The following is a 17,777-nucleotide window of genomic DNA, read 5'->3' as shown; positions in this document are numbered from 1 at the left end:
GCCTAACCTTCGTGCCAGGATGTCGGCGAGAACCGTCAACGCCGACGGTGGCCTGACGCCTCGGACCCGAGGCGCCGGTCCCGCCGGTGCAGTCGCTGTGGCCGCCACAAGCGGCCGCCAGAGGCACCGACACCGAGGAGAACAGCGCATGCCGTCCGAACAGTGGACGCACCCGGAACCTGGAGACGGACCGGCCGCGGTATCGGCCCAGCCATCCCCCGAACAGGTGATCGCCGGTTTGCGAGCAACAAGTGAAGGTGGCGCTGAGCTGACTCAGCTGCTCACCCCCGAAGGCGAACGGATCCCTTCGCCGCAGTTCGACAAGTACGTCGCCGACGTCGACGAAGAGATGCTCAAGAACCTCTACCGCGACATGGTGCTGGTGCGCCGCGCGGACCGTGAGGCCAACGCGATGCAGCGCCAGGGCCAGCTCGGCATCTGGGTTCCGCTGCTCGGCCAGGAGGCCGCGCAGATCGGCTCCGGCCGCGCGCTGGAACAGCGGGACATGGCCTTCCCGAGCTATCGCGAGCACGGCGTCGCGTACGCCCGCGGCGTCGACATGCGCGACCTGCTGGGCATCTTCCGGTGCACGGACCACAGCGGCTGGGACTACAAGGCCCACGGCTTCCACCCGTACACGATCGTCATCGGCAACCAGGTCCTGAACGCGGCCGGGTACGCGATGGGCCAGAAGTTCGAGGGCAAGGTCGGCGACGACGACGGCGAAGCCACCATCTGCTACTTCGGTGACGGCGCGACTTCGCAGGGCGACGTGCACGAGGGCTTCGTCTGGGCCGCGGTCTACGACGCGCCGCTCGTGTTCTTCTGCCAGAACAACCAGTGGGCCATCTCGGAGCCGACCGAGCGCCAGTCGCGCCTGCCGCTGTACCAGCGCGCCCGCGGCTACGGCTTCCCCGGCATCCGCGTGGACGGCAACGACGTGCTCGCCTGCCTCGCCGTGACCCGGTGGGCCCTGGAGGAGTGCCGGCACGGCAACGGACCGGTGCTGATCGAGGCCTTCACCTACCGGATGGACGCCCACACCACCACCGACGACCCCTCCCGCTACCGGCTCTCGGACGAGCTGGAGGAGTGGAAGCTGAAGGACCCGATCGAGCGCGTCCGGGCGTACCTGGCCCGCGGCGGCGGCGCCGATCACGGCTTCTTCGACCAGGTCCAGGCCGAGGCCGACCAGTTCGCGGCCGAGCTGCGCGAGTACACGTTCAACATGCCGGAGCCGCCGCCGGAGCGGATCTTCGCGAACGTCTACGCCGAGCCCTCGCCGGTGCTGGACGCCCAGCGCGAAGAGTTCCTGTCCTATTTGGACGGTTTTGCCACGGCGGGTGAGCACTGATGGACCTCCAGAAGCTGACCATCGGCAAGGCGCTCAACCTCGGCCTGCGCCGGGCCATGGAAGAGGACCCGAAGGTCCTGATGATGGGTGAGGACGTCGGCAAGCTCGGCGGCGTCTTCCGGATCACCGACGGGCTGCAGAAGGACTTCGGCGAGCAGCGCGTGCTGGACACGCCGCTGGCCGAGTCGGGCATTATCGGCACCGCGGTCGGCCTGGCCGTCCGCGGCTTCCGGCCGGTGTGCGAGATCCAGTTCGAGGGCTTCATCTTCCCCGGGTTCGACCAGATCTCCTCGCAGCTGGCGAAGCTGCACTACCGCACGCAGGGCAAGATCAAGATGCCCGTGGTCATCCGGGTGCCGTTCGGCGGCGGGATCGGCGCGGTGGAGCACCACTCCGAGTCGCCGGAATCGCTGTTCTCGCACATCGCCGGGCTGAAGGTGGTCTCGATCTCCAACGCGCTGGACGCGTACTGGGGCATCCAGGAGGCCATCAAGTCCGACGACCCGGTGCTGTTCTTCGAGCCGAAGAAGCTGTACCACTCGGGCGCGCTCAAGATGGAGGTGGACACCGGCACGTCGCCGGGCCGCGTCTTCAAATCGCAGGTGGTGCGCGAGGGGACCACGGCCACGGTCGTCGCGTACGGCCCGTCCGTGAAGGTGGCGCTCGACGCCGCCGCGGCCGCCGCCGACGAGGGCAAGTCGCTCGAGGTCATCAACCTGCGCACGCTCTCGCCGCTCGACCTCGGCCCGGTGTTCGAGTCGGTGCGCAAGACCGGACGGCTGATCGCGATCAGCGAGGCGCCGTCGGAATCGTCGCTGACCTCGGAGATCGCCGCCCGCGTCCAGCAGGAGTGCTTCTACTCGCTGGAGGCCCCCGTGCTGCGCGTGGCCGGGTTCGACACGCCGTACCCGCCGGCCAAGCTCGAGGAGTACTACCTCCCCGACCTGGACCGGGTGCTGCACACCGTCGACCGTTCGCTGGCCTGGTGAGGGGGGTTCATGCCCGAGTACAAACAGTTCCCCCTGTCCGACACGGCTGAGGGGCTGACCGAGGCCGACATCCTCGCCTGGCACGTGAAGCCGGGCGACACGGTCACGGTCAACCAGATCGTGGTGGAGATCGAGACCGCCAAGGCGGCCGTCGAACTGCCCATCCCGTGGGCCGGCGTGGTCACCGAGCTGCACGTGGAGCCGGGGCAGACGGTCGAGGTCGGCACGCCGATCCTGACCATGGACGTTGATCCCGGCGGCACCGCCGCGCCCGCGCCCGCTCCCGTGGCCGCTGCCGCTGCCGCTCCGGAGGCTCCGGCCGAGGAGGAGATGAAGCCGCTGGTCGGCTACGGCTCCAAGGCCGTGGTCACGAAGCGGCGGGAGCGCAAGGGTTCGGCACCCGCCGCGCCCGCTCCCGTGGCGGCCGTCGCCGCTCCGCCCGCGCCGGCGTCGGTCGTCGCGGAAAAGCCGCGCGGCGGTTACGTTCCGCTGGCCAAGCCGCCGGTCCGCAAGCTGGCCAAGGACCTCGGCGTCGACCTGCACGCCCTGTCCGGCACGGCCGGCGGCGTCATCACGCGTGACGACGTCGAGCGCGCGGCCAACGGATCGGCCGTCGTCCAACCGTCCACTGTGGACGCCGGATACGACCCCGGCACGCGCGAGCGCCGCGTGCCGATCAAGGGCGTCCGGAAGGCCACCGCGAACGCGATGGTGCAGAGCGCCTTCACGGCCCCGCACGTCACGGAGTTCCTGACCGTGGACGTCACGCCGATGATGGAGCTGCGCGAGAAGCTGAAGAAGTCGCGCGAGTTCGCCGGCACCAAGCTGACCCCGCTGGCGTTCGCGGCCAAGGCCGTGTGCCTGGCGGCGAAGCGCACGCCGGACGTCAACGCGGTGTGGGACGAGGCGGCGCAGGAGATCGTCTACAAGGACTACGTGCACCTCGGCATCGCGGCAGCGACCCCGCGCGGTCTCGTGGTGCCGAAGATCCGTGACGCCGATTCCCTGTCGCTCAAGGAACTCGCGCTCGCGCTGACGGAGCTGACCGACGTCGCGCGCGAGGGCAAGACCACCCCCGCGGCGATGGCGAACGGCACCTTCACGATCACCAACGTCGGCGTCTTCGGCGTCGACACCGGCACGCCCATCATCAACCCGGGCGAGTCGGCGATCCTGGCGGTCGGCGCCATCCGCGACACCCCGTGGGTGGTGGACGGCGAGATCGTGGTGCGCAAGGTGATGCAGCTCTCGCTGAGCTTCGACCACCGCGTGATCGACGGCCAGCAGGGCTCGGAGTTCCTGGCCGACGTCGGCGCGCTGCTCGCCGACCCGGCGGTGGCGATCACGTACTGACCGAATAACCGAATTGGGGCCTTCCGTCCGCGGAAGGCCCCTTTTTCCTGCTCTGCAAAGGAATTTCCCGCACAGCGCCAGCACAGCCGACTGACAGTACCGGCCCAGAAAACGATCTTACCGTGGGTTTGTCAGCAGTTACTCAAGCTGTGCAGGAGTTTCCGACATGAGCCGCTCCCTCCATTCCGCGCCCGCTCCCCAGGTAGCTCACGTTCCCGAACCACCGCCGCCGCCTCGCACGCTGGTAGACATCTTCGCCCGGACCGTGGACCGATATCCGCACGCGACCGCACTCGACGACGGCGCCACCCGGTTCAGCTACCGCGCGCTCGCCGACCGCGTCGAACGGACCGCCCGCAAGCTGCGCGCGCACGGCATCGGCCCCGGGGACCGGGTGGGGATCGCGATCCCGTCCGGCACCGCCGATCTGTACGCGGGCATCCTGGCCGTGCTGGCCGCCGGAGCGGCGTACGTGCCGGCGGACTTCGACGAGCCGGCCGAACGCGCCGAACTGGTCTTTTCCGAGGCACGTGTCTGCGCCGTGCTCCGCCCGGACCTGCGGATGCGCCCGGACCTCGCGCTCGCCGAGGGCGCCCGGCGCCGGCTGAGCCCGTCCGACGACGCGTGGGTGATCTTCACGTCCGGCTCCAGCGGCACGCCGAAGGGCGTCGCGGTGACGCACCGTTCGGCCGCGGCGTTTGTGGACGCGGAGGCGACGCTGTTCCTGCGTGAGCGCCCGATCTGCCCGGCCGACCGCGTGCTGGCCGGGCTCTCGGTCGGCTTCGACGCTTCGTGCGAGGAGATGTGGCTGGCCTGGCGCCACGGTGCCTGCCTGGTGCCCGCGCCGAGGTCGGTGGTGCGCGCGGGCCCGGACCTCGGGCCGTGGCTGGCACGACGCCGGGTCACGGTGGTCTCGACGGTCCCGTCACTCGCCATGCTCTGGCCGCCCGAGCTGCTCGACGGCGTGCGGCTGCTGGTCTTCGGCGGTGAGGGCTGCCCGGCGGAACTGGTGGACCGGCTCGACGACGGCCGGCGCGAAGTGTGGAACACCTACGGCCCGACGGAGGCCACTGTCGTCTCCACGGCGACGCGGCTGCGCGCCGGGGAGCCGGTACGGATCGGGGTGCCGCTGCCGGGCTGGCGGGTCGCCGTGGTCGACCCCGAAGGCGCGCCGGTCCCGCAGGGGGCGACCGGCGAGCTGATGATCGGCGGCGTCGGCCTGGCGCGGTACCTCGATCCGGACAAGGACGCCCGCGCGTACCCGCCGATGCCGCGGCTGGGCTGGGACCGGGGTTACCGCAGCGGTGACCTGGTCCGGGCCGATCCGGCCGGCCTGGTGTTCCTCGGCCGCGCCGACGACCAGGTGAAGATCGGCGGCCGGCGCATCGAGCTGGGCGAGGTGGAGGCGGCGCTGCTGGCGCTGCCCGGCGTGACCGCGGCCGCGGCGGCGGTCCGGGGCGGGCTGGTGCTCGTCGGATACCTGCTGGTGGACGGCCCGTTCGACGCCGAGGCCGCGCGCGCCCAGCTGGCGAAACGGCTGCCGCACGGACTCGTGCCGACGCTGGCCGTCCTCCCGGATTTCCCGCTCAGCGCGGCCGGCAAGGTGGACCGCAAGGCGCTGCCGTGGCCACTGCCCGCCTCGCCCTCGTCGTCCGAGCACGCCGAAGTGCCCGAGCCACTGCGCGCGGACCTCGCGTGGATCGCGCAACGCTGGGCCGAGCTGTTCGGTGTCACCCCGGCGCCGGGTTCGGACTTCTTCGCCGACGGTGGCACGAGCCTCGCCGCGGCGCAGCTGATTTCCGCGCTGCGCCCACGTTTCCCGGACGCGTCGATCACCGATCTCTACCAGCACCCGGGGCTGCTGGACCTGACCGAGCACCTGGTCGGCGCGGGCAGCGCGGCGGTCGAGGTGATCGAGCCGGTACGCCCGCTGTCCCGGCGATCGGGCACCCTGCAAACCCTGCTTTACGTGCTGCTGCAATGGATTCCCGGCATGCGGTGGACCCTCGCGGTGCTCGCCGGCGCCGCCGTCTTCGACTCGCTGACCGGCGACGCGACCGTCCCGCTCGCCGGCTGGATCGCCATCGCGGGCGGCCTGCTGCTGGCGTTCTCCTCGCCCGGCCGGGTGCTCGTCGCCGGACTCGGCGCCCGGCTGCTGCTCCGCCGGCTGCGCCCCGGCGCGTACCGCAAGGGCGGGTCCGTCCACATGCGACTGTGGACGGCCGAGCGGCTCGCCGCCGTGGTCGGTGTCGCCGGACTGCCGGGCACAACCTGGAACCTGCGTTACGCGCGGCTGCTGGGCAACAGCGTCGGCCGCGACGTCGACCTGCACGCCCTGCCGCCGGTCACCGGGCTCGGGCGCTTCGGCGACCGATGTGCCGTCGAGCCCGAGGCCGACGTCGCGGGCTGGTGGCTGGACGGGAACACGCTGCACATCGGCACCGTCGACGTCGGCGCGGACGCCTCCGTGGGCAGCCGCTCGACGCTGATGCCGGGCAGCGTGGTCGGCGACGGCGCCGTGGTACCGCCGGGGACCTTCGTCCGCGAAACCGTGCCCAGTGCGGCCGTTTCGGGCGAGCGACCGCCGGTCAGAAGCCGCTGGCGGCTGGCGTACGCGCTCACCCCGGTGCTGTCCGGCCTGATCATGCTGATCGCCGTGCTGCCCGCGGCCGCCGTGTACACCTGGCTCGGCCTCACCACCGGGGACACGCTGTCCAGCCTGGTCTGGCTCGTGCCGCCGCTCGGTGTGGTGACCCTGCTGCTCAACGCCGGCCTCACCGCCGCGCTGGTCCGGCTGGCCGGTCGCGGGCTCCGGCCCGGCTCGCACCCGGTGCACAGCCGCGCCGGCTGGGCCGCCTGGCTGGTGCAGCGACTGGTGACCAGCGCCAGGAACAGCGCTTTCCCGCTGTACGCGAGCCTCGTGACGGGCCTGTGGCTGCGGCTGCTGGGCGCGTCGATCGGGCGCCGCACCGAAGCGTCCACTGTGGTCGGTCTGCCGCAGATGATGTCCGTGGGCGCCGGGAGCTTCCTGGCCGACGACTCGGTGCTCGCGCCGTACCGGCTGCGCGGCGGCCGCGTCGAGATCGGCCGGGCCACGGTGGACGACCAGGCCTTCATCGGCAACTCCGCCGAGGTCGCACCCGGGCGCACGGTCCACTCCGGCTCGCTGATCGGCGTCCTCTCGCACGCCCCGGCGACGGGTGAGCCCGGCACGTCGTGGCTGGGCCGCCCGGCGATGGCCATCCCGCGCCGTGCCACCGTGACCGACTCGGCCCGGACGTACGCGCCGTCTTGGCACCTGGTCTTGCGACGAGCGCTCGTCGAGCTGACCCGGCTGGTGCCGACCGCGCTCGGCGCGATGCTCGGTTACGCGGTGTTCGTGCTGATCGAAGCCGTCTCGACCGGGCTCGGGATCCCGCTGGCGTTCGCGCTTTCCGGCCCCATCCTGCTCGGCGCCGGTGTGGTGGCGACGGGGCTGGCGCTGGCCGCGAAATGGCTGTTCAACCGGCGGGTCCGCGCGTCCGAGCACCCGCTGTGGAGCGGTTTCGTGTGGCGTAACGAGCTGGTGGCCGTCTACCACGAGGAGCTGGTGATGCGCTGGCTCGGGCCGGCGGTGCTCGGCACGCCGGTGTTCAGCGCGGTCCTGCGGGCGCACGGCGCGAAGATCGGCCGCGGCGTCATCGTCGAGACGAAGTGGCTGCCGGAGCCGGACCTGGTCAGCGCCGGCGACGGGGTGGTGGTCAACCGCGGCTGTGTCGTGCAGACCCACCTGTTCCAGGACCGGATCCTGCGGCTCGGCCCGGTGCGGCTGGACGCGGGCGCCACCCTCGGGCCGCACACGGTGGCCCTGTTCGACACCCACCTCGGGCACGACTGCTCGATCGGGGCGAACTCCCTGGTCATGCGCGGCGAGACGGTCCCGGCCCAGCGCCGGTTCGAGGGCAACCCGGTCGCCCCCGCGTAATCCAGTTGACGGAGTGAGCACTCACTCCGTACCTTGGATCGCATGACACCCGTAGAAGCCAAGCGCCGCGCGCCGGGCATGGCGCCGGAGGACCGGCGGCAGATGATCGTGCGCGCCGTGCTGCCGCTGGTCGTCGAGCACGGGGCCGCCGTGACGACCAGCCAGATCGCACGGGCGGCCGGCATCGGTGAGGGCACGATCTTCCGGGCCTTCAAGGACAAGGACGAGCTGATCGACGCGTGCGTGGTCGCCGCGCTCGACCCCGGGGAATCGCTGGAGATCATCGGCGAGATCCCCGGGGAGCTGCCGCTGGAGAAACGGCTGCTGGAGGCGGTCGAGGCCCTCACCGCGCACTTGCAGCGGATCGGCGCGGTGATGGCGTCGGTCCACAAGGGACGCGCGCGGCCCGAGCACCTGCGTAGCCAAGCGGCCAAGGGCGGGGACAGCCGGCGCGAGTCCGTGGACGCCATGCGGGTGGCCATCGAGGGCCTGTTCGAGCCCGACGCCGCGAAACTGCGACTGCCGCTGGACAAGACCGCGTCGCTGTTCCTCTCCATGCTGTTCTCGATGTCCCGGCCGATGCCGGACGGGCCGTCGCCGGCCGAAACGATCGACCTCTTCCTCCACGGCGCGGTGTCCGCGTGATCCCAGGAGGCGGAGTGTTCGTCGGCCGCCGGGGCCGGCGCCGCCCACCGTCGACGGTGCCGGACAGCGGTCTGACCGGCCCGGTCGACATCCCGGAGCCGAAACAGCCGGAGCAGCCGAAAGACCTGAAGTCCCGCTTCGCCCGCATGAAGGTCTCGGTGGCCGGGACCGTACGCGGGCTGCCGAAGGTGACCCGGCTGACCTGGCAGGCCAGCCCGCCGCTGACGATCGTGCTGACGCTGGTCACGGTGGTCTCCGGCCTGCTGCCGACGGCCACCGCGTACATCGCGAAACTGCTGCTGGACTCGGTCGTCGCGGCGATCCAGCATCGCGGCGGCACGGGCGACATCGTGCGGATCACGCTGTTCCAGTTCGGCGTGCTGGCCGCGACGGCGATCAGCAGCGCGTTCACCACCATCGCGCAGTCACTGCTGCAGGAGCGGATGGCGCTGACCATCCGCCACCAGGTGATGGCGCACTCCAGCGAACTGCACCTGGCGTATTTCGAGGGCTCGACGTCGTACGACATGCTGCGCCAGGCCACCCAAGAGGCGCCGACGCGGCCGTTGTCGATGATGAACTCCGCGCTCGGGCTGGGGCGCACGGCGATCACGTTCGGCAGCATGATCGCGCTGCTCGTCTCGATCAGCCCGCTGCTCGCGCTGGTCGCACTGCTCGCGCCGGTGCCCGCGTTCATCTCGCAGTCGAAGTACGGGTCGCGCGCGTTTTGGTTGACGTTCCTGATGTCGCCGATCAAACGCCGGATGGACTACCTGTCCTCGCTGGTCACCACGGACACGTATGCCAAGGAGACCAAGCTCTTCGGGCTGGGGCCGTACTTCGTGGACCGGTTCCGGCGGCTCGGCGTGGTGTCGTACGAGCGGCAGCGGAAGCTGACGATCAACCGCAACATCAGCTCGACGTCCTGGGGCCTGTTGAGCACCCTCGTCGGCTCGGCGATCGCGCTGTACATCGCGCTGGAGGCCGTCGGCGGGCAGCTGACGCTGGGCGACCTGGCGCTGTACACGGCGGCCGCGACATCCGTGCAGAGTTCGGTTTCCGGGCTGTTCACGGCGTTCTCCGGGATGTACGAGAACAACCTGTACCTGGACACGCTGTACCGGTTCCTGGACACCGAGCCGGAGATCGTGGCCCCGCCGTCGCCGCGGCCGATGCCGTCCACTGTGGAGGGACACATCCGGTTCGAGTCGGTGAGCTTCAGCTACCCCGGCGCCGACGAGGCCGCGTTGACCGGCGTCACGTTCGAGATCCGGCCCGGCGAGACGATCGCCGTGGTGGGCCGGAACGGCGCGGGCAAGTCCACCCTGTTCAAGCTGCTGTGCCGGCTCTACGACCCGACCGGCGGGCGCATCCTGCTCGACGGCGTCGACATCCGCGAGTACGACCCGGACGAGCTGCGCACCCGGATCAGCGCGATGTTCCAGGACTACGTGACGTACCAGGGCACCGCGGCGGAGAACATCGGCCTCGGCGACCTGACCCGGCTGGAGGACCGTCCGCACATCGAGGACTCCGCCCGCCGCGCCGGCGCCGACGAGCGCATCGAACGCCTGCCGTCCGGTTACGACAGCCCACTCGGCCGCTGGTTCGACCAGGGCGTCTCCCTCTCCGGCGGCGAGTGGCAGAAGATCGCACTGGCCCGCGCCTTCCAGCGAGAGGCCCCGATCCTGATCCTGGACGAGCCGACGTCCGCACTCGACGCCCAGGCCGAGCACGACCTGTTCGCCCGCCTGCGCTCGCTCGCCGAGGGCCGCACCACGCTGTACATCTCGCACCGTTTCAGCACGGTCCGCCAGGCCGAGCGGATTCTCCTGCTGGACCACGGGAAAGTGGCGGAGTACGGCACGCACGAGGAGCTGATGGCCGCGGGCGCCGGCTACGCGGAGCTGTTCACCTTGCAGGCGCAGGCCTACCTCGACGAGCTGCCGGGTTAGTCTCTGATGTGCTGATCGAAACGAGGGGGCTCGGCGTCAGCGTCGGGGAGACGGAGCTGTTCAGCGACCTGGACCTGGCGGTCGACGCGGGTGAGTGCGTGGTCGTCACGGGGGCGAACGGGGTCGGTAAGTCGACATTGCTGCGGTGCCTCTACGGCACGCAACAGCCGACGTCGGGGACAGTGCTGGTGTGCGGGATGCCGCCGGACGAGCGCACGGCGTCGTTCCGCCGCCGGGTCTCGGTGCTGATGGACGACTCGGCACTGTTCGACGAGCTGACCCCGCGCCAGCACCTGGACCTGCTGGCACGCTCGTTCGGCATCCCACCGGCGACGGGTCTGGACGACCGGGCCGACGTCCCGGCCGCTGATCTGTCTGCGGGCCAGCGCCGCCGGCTGCTGCTGCTCGCGGCTACGGCGCGGCCGTACGAGGTCCTGCTGCTGGACGAACCCGAGCGCGCGCTGGACACCGCCGGGCGCGCTTGGCTGACCGAGCTGGTGGACGCGGCCAAGGCCGGCGGGGCCGCGGTCGTTGCGGCGAGCCACCACGCGGCGCTGGTGGACGAGGTCGCGGATTACTTGGTGGAGCTGTGAAACGGGCTGACCTGGTCCTCGCGCTGGTTCTGCTCGGGTCGCCGTTCTGTGGGCCGGCGCCGGTGGGCTATGTCGCAGGCTACGCGGTGCAACCATGAAACGGGCCGACCTGATCCTCGCGCTGGTCGTACTCGGCGGAGCGCTCGGATCACCGTTCTACAACACCGCGCTGGTCCGCTCGCAGCTGATCGGCGACGCCCCGGTCGGGGTGCAGGGCGGCGTCGCCGTGTTGTGCGTCGGGCTTGCGATGGCCTGGCGGGCGACCACGCGCCGCGGCCACCTGTGGGCCGATCCCGCCGCGCTGACCTGGTCGGACTTCGACGGCTCGCGCCCGCGCACCCTCACCCGGCGGCTGCTGGTCGACTGGGCCGCGCGCTTCGCCGCGGCCGGGTACGCGTTCGCGATGGCCGGTGTGCTGATCGGTTTCCCGGCGGACCTCGGCGGCGCGCTGGGGCTGTTCGTCGGCGTCGCCGGGCTCGCCCTGGCCTTGGCGCGCCGCGCGCGGGTGTGGGGCGAGGCCGTGTTGCCGTTGGTGCCAGTGCTCGGCGTGCTGCCGTTCATTCCTTTGTGGACGCTCGCTTTGGTGGCCGCTTCGGCGGCCGTCGCGCTGGGTTGGTCGACCCCGCTGGCGCGCACGGCGGGCCGCCGTTCACTTGTCCACCACTTCGCCGAGCGGATGGTGCGACGCACGTCGGCGGCGTTTTTGGACGTCTGGGCGCTGCTGCCGGCCGGGCGCCCGGTCCGCTGGCGGACCGCGCTCGACGGCCGGTTCGTCGTCACGCGTTACCTGGTCACGGGGGTGCTCGCGCGCCGGCACCAGCTCGGACTGCCGTTGTTCCTGGCGCTGGCCGTGGCCGCCGCGCACGTGACTTTTCCCGCGGTGACGTCCGTCTGGCTGGTCGGGATGGGCGGTTACCTGGCGCTGCTGCCGTTCGCCGCGCCGGTCGCGCAGGTTTATCGCGTGCCGGGCCTGCGCCGTTGGTTCGACGCGTCCGACCTGCGGCTGAAGGCCACCACCGTGGTCGTGCTGGCCGTGCTCGCGGTGGTGTGGACGGCTTTCGTCGCGCTCCTCCGCGTGCCGATGACCGTCGGGGCCGTGGTGGCCGCGCTGCTGGCGGCGGTGGCTGTTGTCCGGACGGTCACGCGTGGCGCGCTGGATTTCGGCTCGCTCGGCTTGGTGCTGTACGAAGGCGTGCTGGTCCCGATGGGCCTCGCCCGCCAGCTCGTCCGCGGCCCGGATGTGCTGCTAGTCGGCCTGATCGCAGCGAGTTTCCTGCCCGGCTGACTACGCTTGTCCCGTGCTGCGGCGGGTCCTGGTCTTCGGCTGTTCGGGCAGCGGCAAGTCAACCCTCGCCCGGCGACTGGCCGCGCGGCTGAACGTCCCCGTCACCCATCTCGACCACCTGTACTGGCGTCCGGACTGGGTGGAGGCGCCGCTGTCGGATTTCCGCGCGGCCCAGGCAGCCGCCGTGCAGACGAACGGCTGGGTGATCGACGGGAACTACAGCGGCACTATGGACATCCGTTTCCCTCTGGCCGACACCGTGGTATTCCTCGACGTCTCGCGATGGACGAGCCTGCGCCGCGTGCTGCTCCGCACGCTGCGCGAACGCGGCCAGGACACCCAGGCGCCGGGCTGCCTCTCGAAGGTGGACCTCGAGTTCATCCGCTGGATCTGGACCTGGCGGACCTCACACCGTTCACGACTGTTGAGCCGCATCGCAGCGGAGGCGCCGACCGCGCGACAGGTGCTGCTGAGTTCGTCTCGCGAGGTGGAGGCGTTCTTGCGGTCGGTGTGACCTCGGGTCTGCGGGTGCAACCCCGCTCGCTGACGTACTCACGTCGGCCGGCGTCGCCCGCGCCGACCGGTGGGCCGCTCGCCCGAGGCCGATGTGTCCCTCCCGCGCCCCCTCGGCCACTCGCCGAGGCCGATGCGCCATCCTGAGCCGGCGCGGTCCCGCGCCACCCCGTCGGTCACTCGCCTAGGCCGATGCGCCCCCTCGGCAGCCGCCACCCGAGCACCGTTCACCGAGTCCGATGCGCCGCGGCAGCAGCTGCCCCCGTGCGCCGCTCACCAAGGTCGATGCGCCCGGCAGCAGCCGCCACCCGAGCCAACCCGAGCGCCGTTCCCGAGGTCGATATGTCCCCATCAGCAACTGCCGCCCGGGCCAACTCCCGCGCCACTCACTTGAAGTCGGCGTGACCTGGTCGCGTTGCCCAAAGCCTGCTCCCGCGCCCCTGGAATCGATGTGACCTGGTCGTCTTGGCCGCCCGTCCCTGCGAATTCGCGGCCCCGAACGCCGAGATCCCCGGGTCCCGGGAGCAAATCGGGCAGCTCGTTCGTTCACTCGATATGGCTGTCGTGTTCCTGCTCTACGTCATCGCCGAGTTCGCCGCGATCTGGGCGGTGGGCTCGGCCGTCGGTGTGCTCGGCACGATCGCCTTGCTGCTGGTGGGCGCCTTCGTCGGCTCCTGGCTGGCCCGCCGCGAGGGCGGCAAGGCGATGCGCGCGTTCGTCTCCACGGCCCAATCCGGCCGCAACCCGGAGAAAGAACTGACCGACGGCATGCTCATCGCCCTGGGCGGCGTGTTGATCATGATCCCGGGCTTCGTCAGCGACGTGGTGGGCCTGCTCCTGATGCTGCCCCCGTCCCGCGCCGTGGCGCGCCGCCTGTGGCTGCGCCGCGCGGAGAAGCGCGCCGTCCGCTACGCCAACCGCGCCCGCGGCCCCGTGATGGTCGTGGACAGCGAGATCGTGGAACCTGAGCCGCGCCCCTCGGAGAAGCCGCACCCGGTGATCGAGGGACGAATCATCGAGGGCTAGGACGCCTAATTCTCGTACGCCGCTCGATGCCAGGCCAAATACTTGTGGTCCACGTGGTGGCTTGGATGAGTGCGTAGTTCGCCGTAGCGCACACCATTGAGCCACAACGAGTGATCGTCGTGAATGACTATCGCGCCAAGGTCAAACCGGACATGGCAGCTGGGGCAAAGACAGAGGACGTTGCTCTCGATATCCGGGCCCTCATGAGGCTTCCCGAGACCCTGAATGTGGGCGCCTTCCGAGTAGCTCACGTCGCCGGCGACCAGATGATCTCCACAGATCTGACATCGATCATCGTGGATATTCTTGATCTTCTTAGTCACAGCGGTGCTCCGCACGATCCGCTGACGCCACGCTCCGCGGCGTCCCGGCACTAGATTGCCCAGGGGCTTGTCAGAGTGCGCAACCTCAACAGATACCTTGACATCCTTGGCGTTGAGTACTACGTCAAGCCCCGGAAGCTCAACCTTCACCATCCCGAACTGGCAGATCCGATACTTGCCGTCGCTGGTGCGCCCGTAGGAGGCGGACTCGACTCGGAAGAGACCGTCGTATCGAAGACCCTCAGCGGGACCATGCTTCGAACCTCGGTGAGCTCCCCGGATCACTCGAACAAGATCGCCCTCGGCCATGCTTACCTTCAGCGCGGCATTGCCGGGGGCAGCGAACGTCTGATCATCCACCTGCTTCCCGGTATCTGAGTCCCGCCCGCCATGCCCGGTGTAGAGGATGAAGTCCCCCTCGTCGCGATCCTCGTCGTAACCACCCGAAACGACGATGGATTCGGCACCTGTTTTCGCGGTACCGACGATGCCCGCCTGCAGCGCCCGATGCACCTGCCGTCCCGCGGCCGACCTGCGATCGATGAAGGCGCGCCCCTCATCTATGCCGGGAATCGGCCCGAAGCGCGGAATCAAGTCGCGGTCCTGGACTTCAAAACCCAAGTCAACTAGGCGAGCAGTTGCGGCCTTCATATCTGTCGCGTTAGACATGCCCAGCAGGGCCTCGACCTCGTACGCCCAGTCCTCCTGCATGACGTAGAAGCGCTCCGCAGCTCGGATGTTGTGCTTGTCGAAGAACTTGCCCTTGCGGAGGTGGTCATACTCGTCGATCGCCGCCTCTACGTGTTTGCGGTCGATGTCACCAAGGCCCATGGACTCACTGTATGGGGTGACACCGACAGTTTCAGCGAGATCGCGAGACTACCCGTCGCTCGGCTTAGGGATGTTGAAGTAGCTGGACAGCCGGACCGCCGGGGCGTACTCGCCCTTTACCTTCACGCGGCCAGTGACGAACATCGTTGCGACGGTGGCGTTGCCGGTGGCCATGCGGATGAAGTCGTCGGCTGAGAGGGTGATCGTGGTGTCCGGGGTGCGGGAGAGGTCGGTGCTGGAAACGCATAGGCCGTCTTCGATTACAGTCTGGAAGCGGTCGTAGCCGTCTTCCGATTCGCCGCCGGGAAAGCGCCAGGAAACGACGACGTTGACGTAGCGGGCGCGGGCCGGGAGGAAGTGCTCCGACATTCGGCGGAAGATCTCGTCGAGGAATACTGCGCGCAGTTCCGGATGATCGGCGATCGCTTTGAGTTGGTCGCGGGAGGAGTGGCCGACGATGTCGACCAGGACCTGGGTGGACAGGGCGCTCAGTTCGATGCCGGCGCCCGCGTTTCCCAGCATGTGCAAGGTTTCCAGGACCTGCACGAACTGTGCCGGGGTCAGCTTCGCCAGCTCCAGCTTCCGCGCGAAACCGTTGACCGCGTGGTCTGAGGCCGGCGAAGCGTGCGGACGGGAGAACCGTCGCCAGCGAATACGGGACACGGAAATCGAGTGTAACGGCTCAAGCCGGTTTGGGAAGGTCGAAATAGCCGATCAGGCCCGCCGCGAATGCGAGATCGCCTTTCACCTTGATTTTCCCGGTGACGAACAAGACCGCGGGCGTGGCCTGGTGGGTGATGATGCGGAAGAAGTCCGTCGGCGCCACTGTGATCGTGACGCGCGGCTTCTCCTTCATCTCCCGTGAAACCGTGCAGGCGCCACGCGAGATCACCGTCTCGTAGCGGTCGTAACCGCCGTCGCCCACGCCGCCGGACAGGCGCCAGTGCACCACCGCGTGCAACGACCGCGCACGGTCCACCCGGATGTGCGCACCCATGCGCGCGAAGATCTCGTCCAGCACCCGCTCGCACAGCACGCGCTCGCCGACGACGGCCTCCAGCTGGGCCCGCGAAGCGCGCGCCACGAGGTTTGCGAAGCGCGTCGGGTCCACCTTCGCCAGGGAGAACGCCGGTGCCGTTTCCGCGAGGCGGATCAACGTCGCCAGCAGCCGGCGGAAGTCGTCTTTTCCCAGCTCACGGGGGTCGACGGCGTCGGCCAGCTCGTTGACGTCCAGCGCGCCGGCCTCCGGGCCCAGCCCGTCGACGCGGTCCAGCGCGTCGAGCAGCGCCGTGCCACGCAGGTTCGCCAGATCGGTGTCCTCGGCCATGCGCCACCCCTTTCCCCTCGGCTACAGCGTAAGGCTACCCGTGAGTAGGTAAGCGGGCAAGAACGCGCCGACCACGGTGGCAGGTAGCGTCTCGTGCTGGCGAAAGGGAGGTCGGAGTGCCCGACGAAGAGCAGCGCCCGCCCGAGCGGGCCCGGCGGCTACCGCGCGCCGTGCGCGAGCGGCAGATCCTGGACGCCGCGGTGCAGGTGTTTTCGCGCCACGGCTACCACTCGGCGTCGATGGACGAGATCTCCGAGGTCGCCGGCGTCTCCAAGCCGATGATCTACACCTACCTCGGCTCCAAGGAGGACCTGTTTGGCAAGAGCATCCAGCGCGAGGCGACCCGGCTGCTCGAGGCCATCCAAGCCGGCGTCCAGCCCGACCTGCCGCCCGACATGCAGCTCTGGCACGGGCTTCGGTCGTTCTACCGCTTCGTCGCCGAGTACCGCGAATCGTGGACGGTGCTGCACCGCCAAGCGCTGACGGTCGGCGGCGCGTTCGCCGCCGAGATCACCGCCATGCGCACCCGCGCGATCGAGCTGGTCGCCGCGCTGGTCGTCTCCGCCGGCACCCGCAAGGGCCTGGCCCAGCAGGCCGAGTTCTCCGGCGCCGGACTGTCCGCCGCGCTGGTCGGCGCCGCGGAATCGCTCGCCGACTGGGCGCTCGACCACCCCGAGATCTCCGACGGGGTGCTCGCGTCCTGGCTGATGAACCTCGTCTGGCTCGGCTTCAACGACCTCGTCGAGGGTGAGGTCTGGAAGCCGCGGCCCGGCGAAACCGCGTCAGAGGGCTGAAATCGTCCCGTCGAGGTGCGGCTTGGGCTTGCGCGCGTTCCACAGCTCGAACGCCCAGCCGTCTTCGGTCGCCCAGGTGGTGAAGGCCGCCTTCGCGGGCAGCAGCACGGGCTGCTTGAACCGCACATCGATGGTGAACGCCGACGGCAGCCGCCCCTCGAACGCCGCCAGCGCGTGCGCCTTCGTCCACATGCCGTGGGCGATCGCCGCGGGGAAGCCGAACAGGCGCGCGCTCAGCGGGTGCAGGTGGATCGGGTTCCGGTCGCCGGAGACCTCGGCGTAGCGACGGCCGATGTCACCCGGCACCGCCCAGATCGCGTTCGGCGTCGGCGGCGCGAGCTGCTCACGCGGCCCCGACGGGCCCGAACCACCACCCCGGCGCAGATAAGTCGACACGTCCGTCCACACCGTCTCGGCGCCGGCCGAAACCTCGCTGACGACGTCGAACTGGCGCCCCTTCTCGTGCGGCCGCAGGTTTTCCGCGCGCACCCGCACCGTGAACACCTCGCCCAGCCGCAACGGGCGACGCTGCGTGATCCGGTTGGCCACGTGCACCATGCCGAGCAGCGGGAACGGGAACCCCGGCTCGGTCATCAGCGCCATCTGCAATGGAAACGCGAGCAGGTGCGGGTACGTCGCCGGCAGCTCGTCGCCGAAACGGAAGCCGCAGACCTGGTTGTACGCGGCCACGTGCGCCGGGTCGACGACCACGCCGGAACGCACCAGCTCGAGGTCCGGCAGCGTCGAACCGCCGCCGCGGCGAAGCAGCGCCTTCGGATACAGCGTCGCCAGGCTGGGCGAGCCGCTGAGTTCACGCACGGCCAC

15 protein-coding genes are annotated in these 17,777 nt (G+C 70.2%); 11 read left to right on the top strand and 4 right to left on the bottom strand.

Translation table 11 applies throughout. From position 1 onward, the window contains the following. The first annotated feature begins 148 nt into the window (after positions 1–148). The 10 genes from pdhA (at position 149) to BMY97_RS33165 (ending at position 13,677) form a co-directional block, all read left to right on the top strand. Entirely contained in the window at positions 149–1,354 is a 1,206-nt protein-coding gene (pdhA, locus tag BMY97_RS33210; RefSeq protein WP_091624769.1) for a pyruvate dehydrogenase (acetyl-transferring) E1 component subunit alpha, read from the top strand. Further along, a complete protein-coding gene (locus BMY97_RS33205) occupies positions 1,351–2,343 on the top strand; it encodes an alpha-ketoacid dehydrogenase subunit beta (protein ID WP_091624767.1) in 993 nt (330 codons plus the stop codon). The genes pdhA and BMY97_RS33205 overlap by 4 nt, the downstream gene beginning before the upstream one ends. A gap of 9 nt (positions 2,344–2,352) precedes the next feature. After that, positions 2,353–3,696: a dihydrolipoamide acetyltransferase family protein gene (locus BMY97_RS33200; RefSeq protein WP_091624764.1), complete on the top strand. Its 1,344-nt coding sequence runs from the start codon at positions 2,353–2,355 to the stop codon at positions 3,694–3,696. Positions 3,697–3,961: 265 nt separating this feature from the next. Continuing rightward, the gene (locus BMY97_RS33195) at positions 3,962–7,660 is read left to right on the top strand and encodes a Pls/PosA family non-ribosomal peptide synthetase (protein ID WP_245787623.1); all 3,699 of its coding nucleotides are present in this window, start codon (positions 3,962–3,964) and stop codon (positions 7,658–7,660) included. A gap of 78 nt (positions 7,661–7,738) precedes the next feature. After that, positions 7,739–8,305: a TetR/AcrR family transcriptional regulator gene (locus BMY97_RS33190; protein WP_091624759.1), complete on the top strand. Its 567-nt coding sequence runs from the start codon at positions 7,739–7,741 to the stop codon at positions 8,303–8,305. Then, entirely contained in the window at positions 8,302–10,260 is a 1,959-nt protein-coding gene (locus tag BMY97_RS33185) for an ABC transporter ATP-binding protein (protein WP_177231656.1), read from the top strand. Before BMY97_RS33190 ends, BMY97_RS33185 begins: the two co-directional genes overlap by 4 nt. A gap of 8 nt (positions 10,261–10,268) precedes the next feature. After that, a complete protein-coding gene (locus BMY97_RS33180; RefSeq protein WP_245787622.1) occupies positions 10,269–10,853 on the top strand; it encodes an ABC transporter ATP-binding protein in 585 nt (194 codons plus the stop codon). Positions 10,854–10,947: 94 nt separating this feature from the next. After that, the gene (locus BMY97_RS33175; RefSeq protein ID WP_091624756.1) at positions 10,948–12,138 is read left to right on the top strand and encodes a hypothetical protein; all 1,191 of its coding nucleotides are present in this window, start codon (positions 10,948–10,950) and stop codon (positions 12,136–12,138) included. A 13-nt stretch (positions 12,139–12,151) separates the two neighbouring features. Next, positions 12,152–12,652, top strand: coding sequence for a P-loop NTPase family protein (locus BMY97_RS33170; protein ID WP_091624753.1), 501 nt, complete (start codon positions 12,152–12,154; stop codon positions 12,650–12,652). A gap of 554 nt (positions 12,653–13,206) precedes the next feature. Continuing rightward, positions 13,207–13,677, top strand: a complete 471-nt coding sequence (locus BMY97_RS33165) for an FxsA family protein (RefSeq protein ID WP_091624751.1) — start codon at positions 13,207–13,209, stop codon at positions 13,675–13,677. A 5-nt stretch (positions 13,678–13,682) separates the two neighbouring features. Here the strand turns inward: BMY97_RS33165 and BMY97_RS33160 are convergent, their stop codons facing one another. Genes BMY97_RS33160 through BMY97_RS33150 form a run of 3 tightly spaced genes read right to left on the bottom strand, consistent with a single transcriptional unit; the run spans position 13,683 to position 16,158 of the window. After that, a complete protein-coding gene (locus tag BMY97_RS33160) occupies positions 13,683–14,831 on the bottom strand; it encodes a YDG/SRA domain-containing protein (RefSeq protein ID WP_091624748.1) in 1,149 nt (382 codons plus the stop codon). A gap of 48 nt (positions 14,832–14,879) precedes the next feature. Next, complete coding sequence (locus tag BMY97_RS33155) at positions 14,880–15,485, bottom strand: SCP2 sterol-binding domain-containing protein (protein WP_091624899.1); 606 nt, start codon at positions 15,483–15,485, stop codon at positions 14,880–14,882. Positions 15,486–15,513: 28 nt separating this feature from the next. After that, the gene (locus tag BMY97_RS33150) at positions 15,514–16,158 is read right to left on the bottom strand and encodes an SCP2 sterol-binding domain-containing protein (protein WP_091624746.1); all 645 of its coding nucleotides are present in this window, start codon (positions 16,156–16,158) and stop codon (positions 15,514–15,516) included. Between the two features lie 116 nt (positions 16,159–16,274). Here BMY97_RS33150 and BMY97_RS33145 point away from each other — a divergent pair, with 116 nt between their 5' ends. Then, the gene (locus tag BMY97_RS33145; protein ID WP_091624743.1) at positions 16,275–16,952 is read left to right on the top strand and encodes a TetR/AcrR family transcriptional regulator; all 678 of its coding nucleotides are present in this window, start codon (positions 16,275–16,277) and stop codon (positions 16,950–16,952) included. Here the strand turns inward: BMY97_RS33145 and BMY97_RS33140 are convergent. Further along, positions 16,941–17,777, bottom strand: coding sequence for a MaoC family dehydratase (locus BMY97_RS33140; protein WP_091624741.1), 837 nt, complete (start codon positions 17,775–17,777; stop codon positions 16,941–16,943). The genes BMY97_RS33145 and BMY97_RS33140 overlap by 12 nt on opposite strands.

The organism is Amycolatopsis saalfeldensis, assembly GCF_900110575.1.
GTDB lineage: Bacteria > Actinomycetota > Actinomycetes > Mycobacteriales > Pseudonocardiaceae > Amycolatopsis > Amycolatopsis saalfeldensis.
Note: the sequence above shows the minus strand (reverse complement) of the source record. Positions and strands in the feature narration are given on the sequence as shown.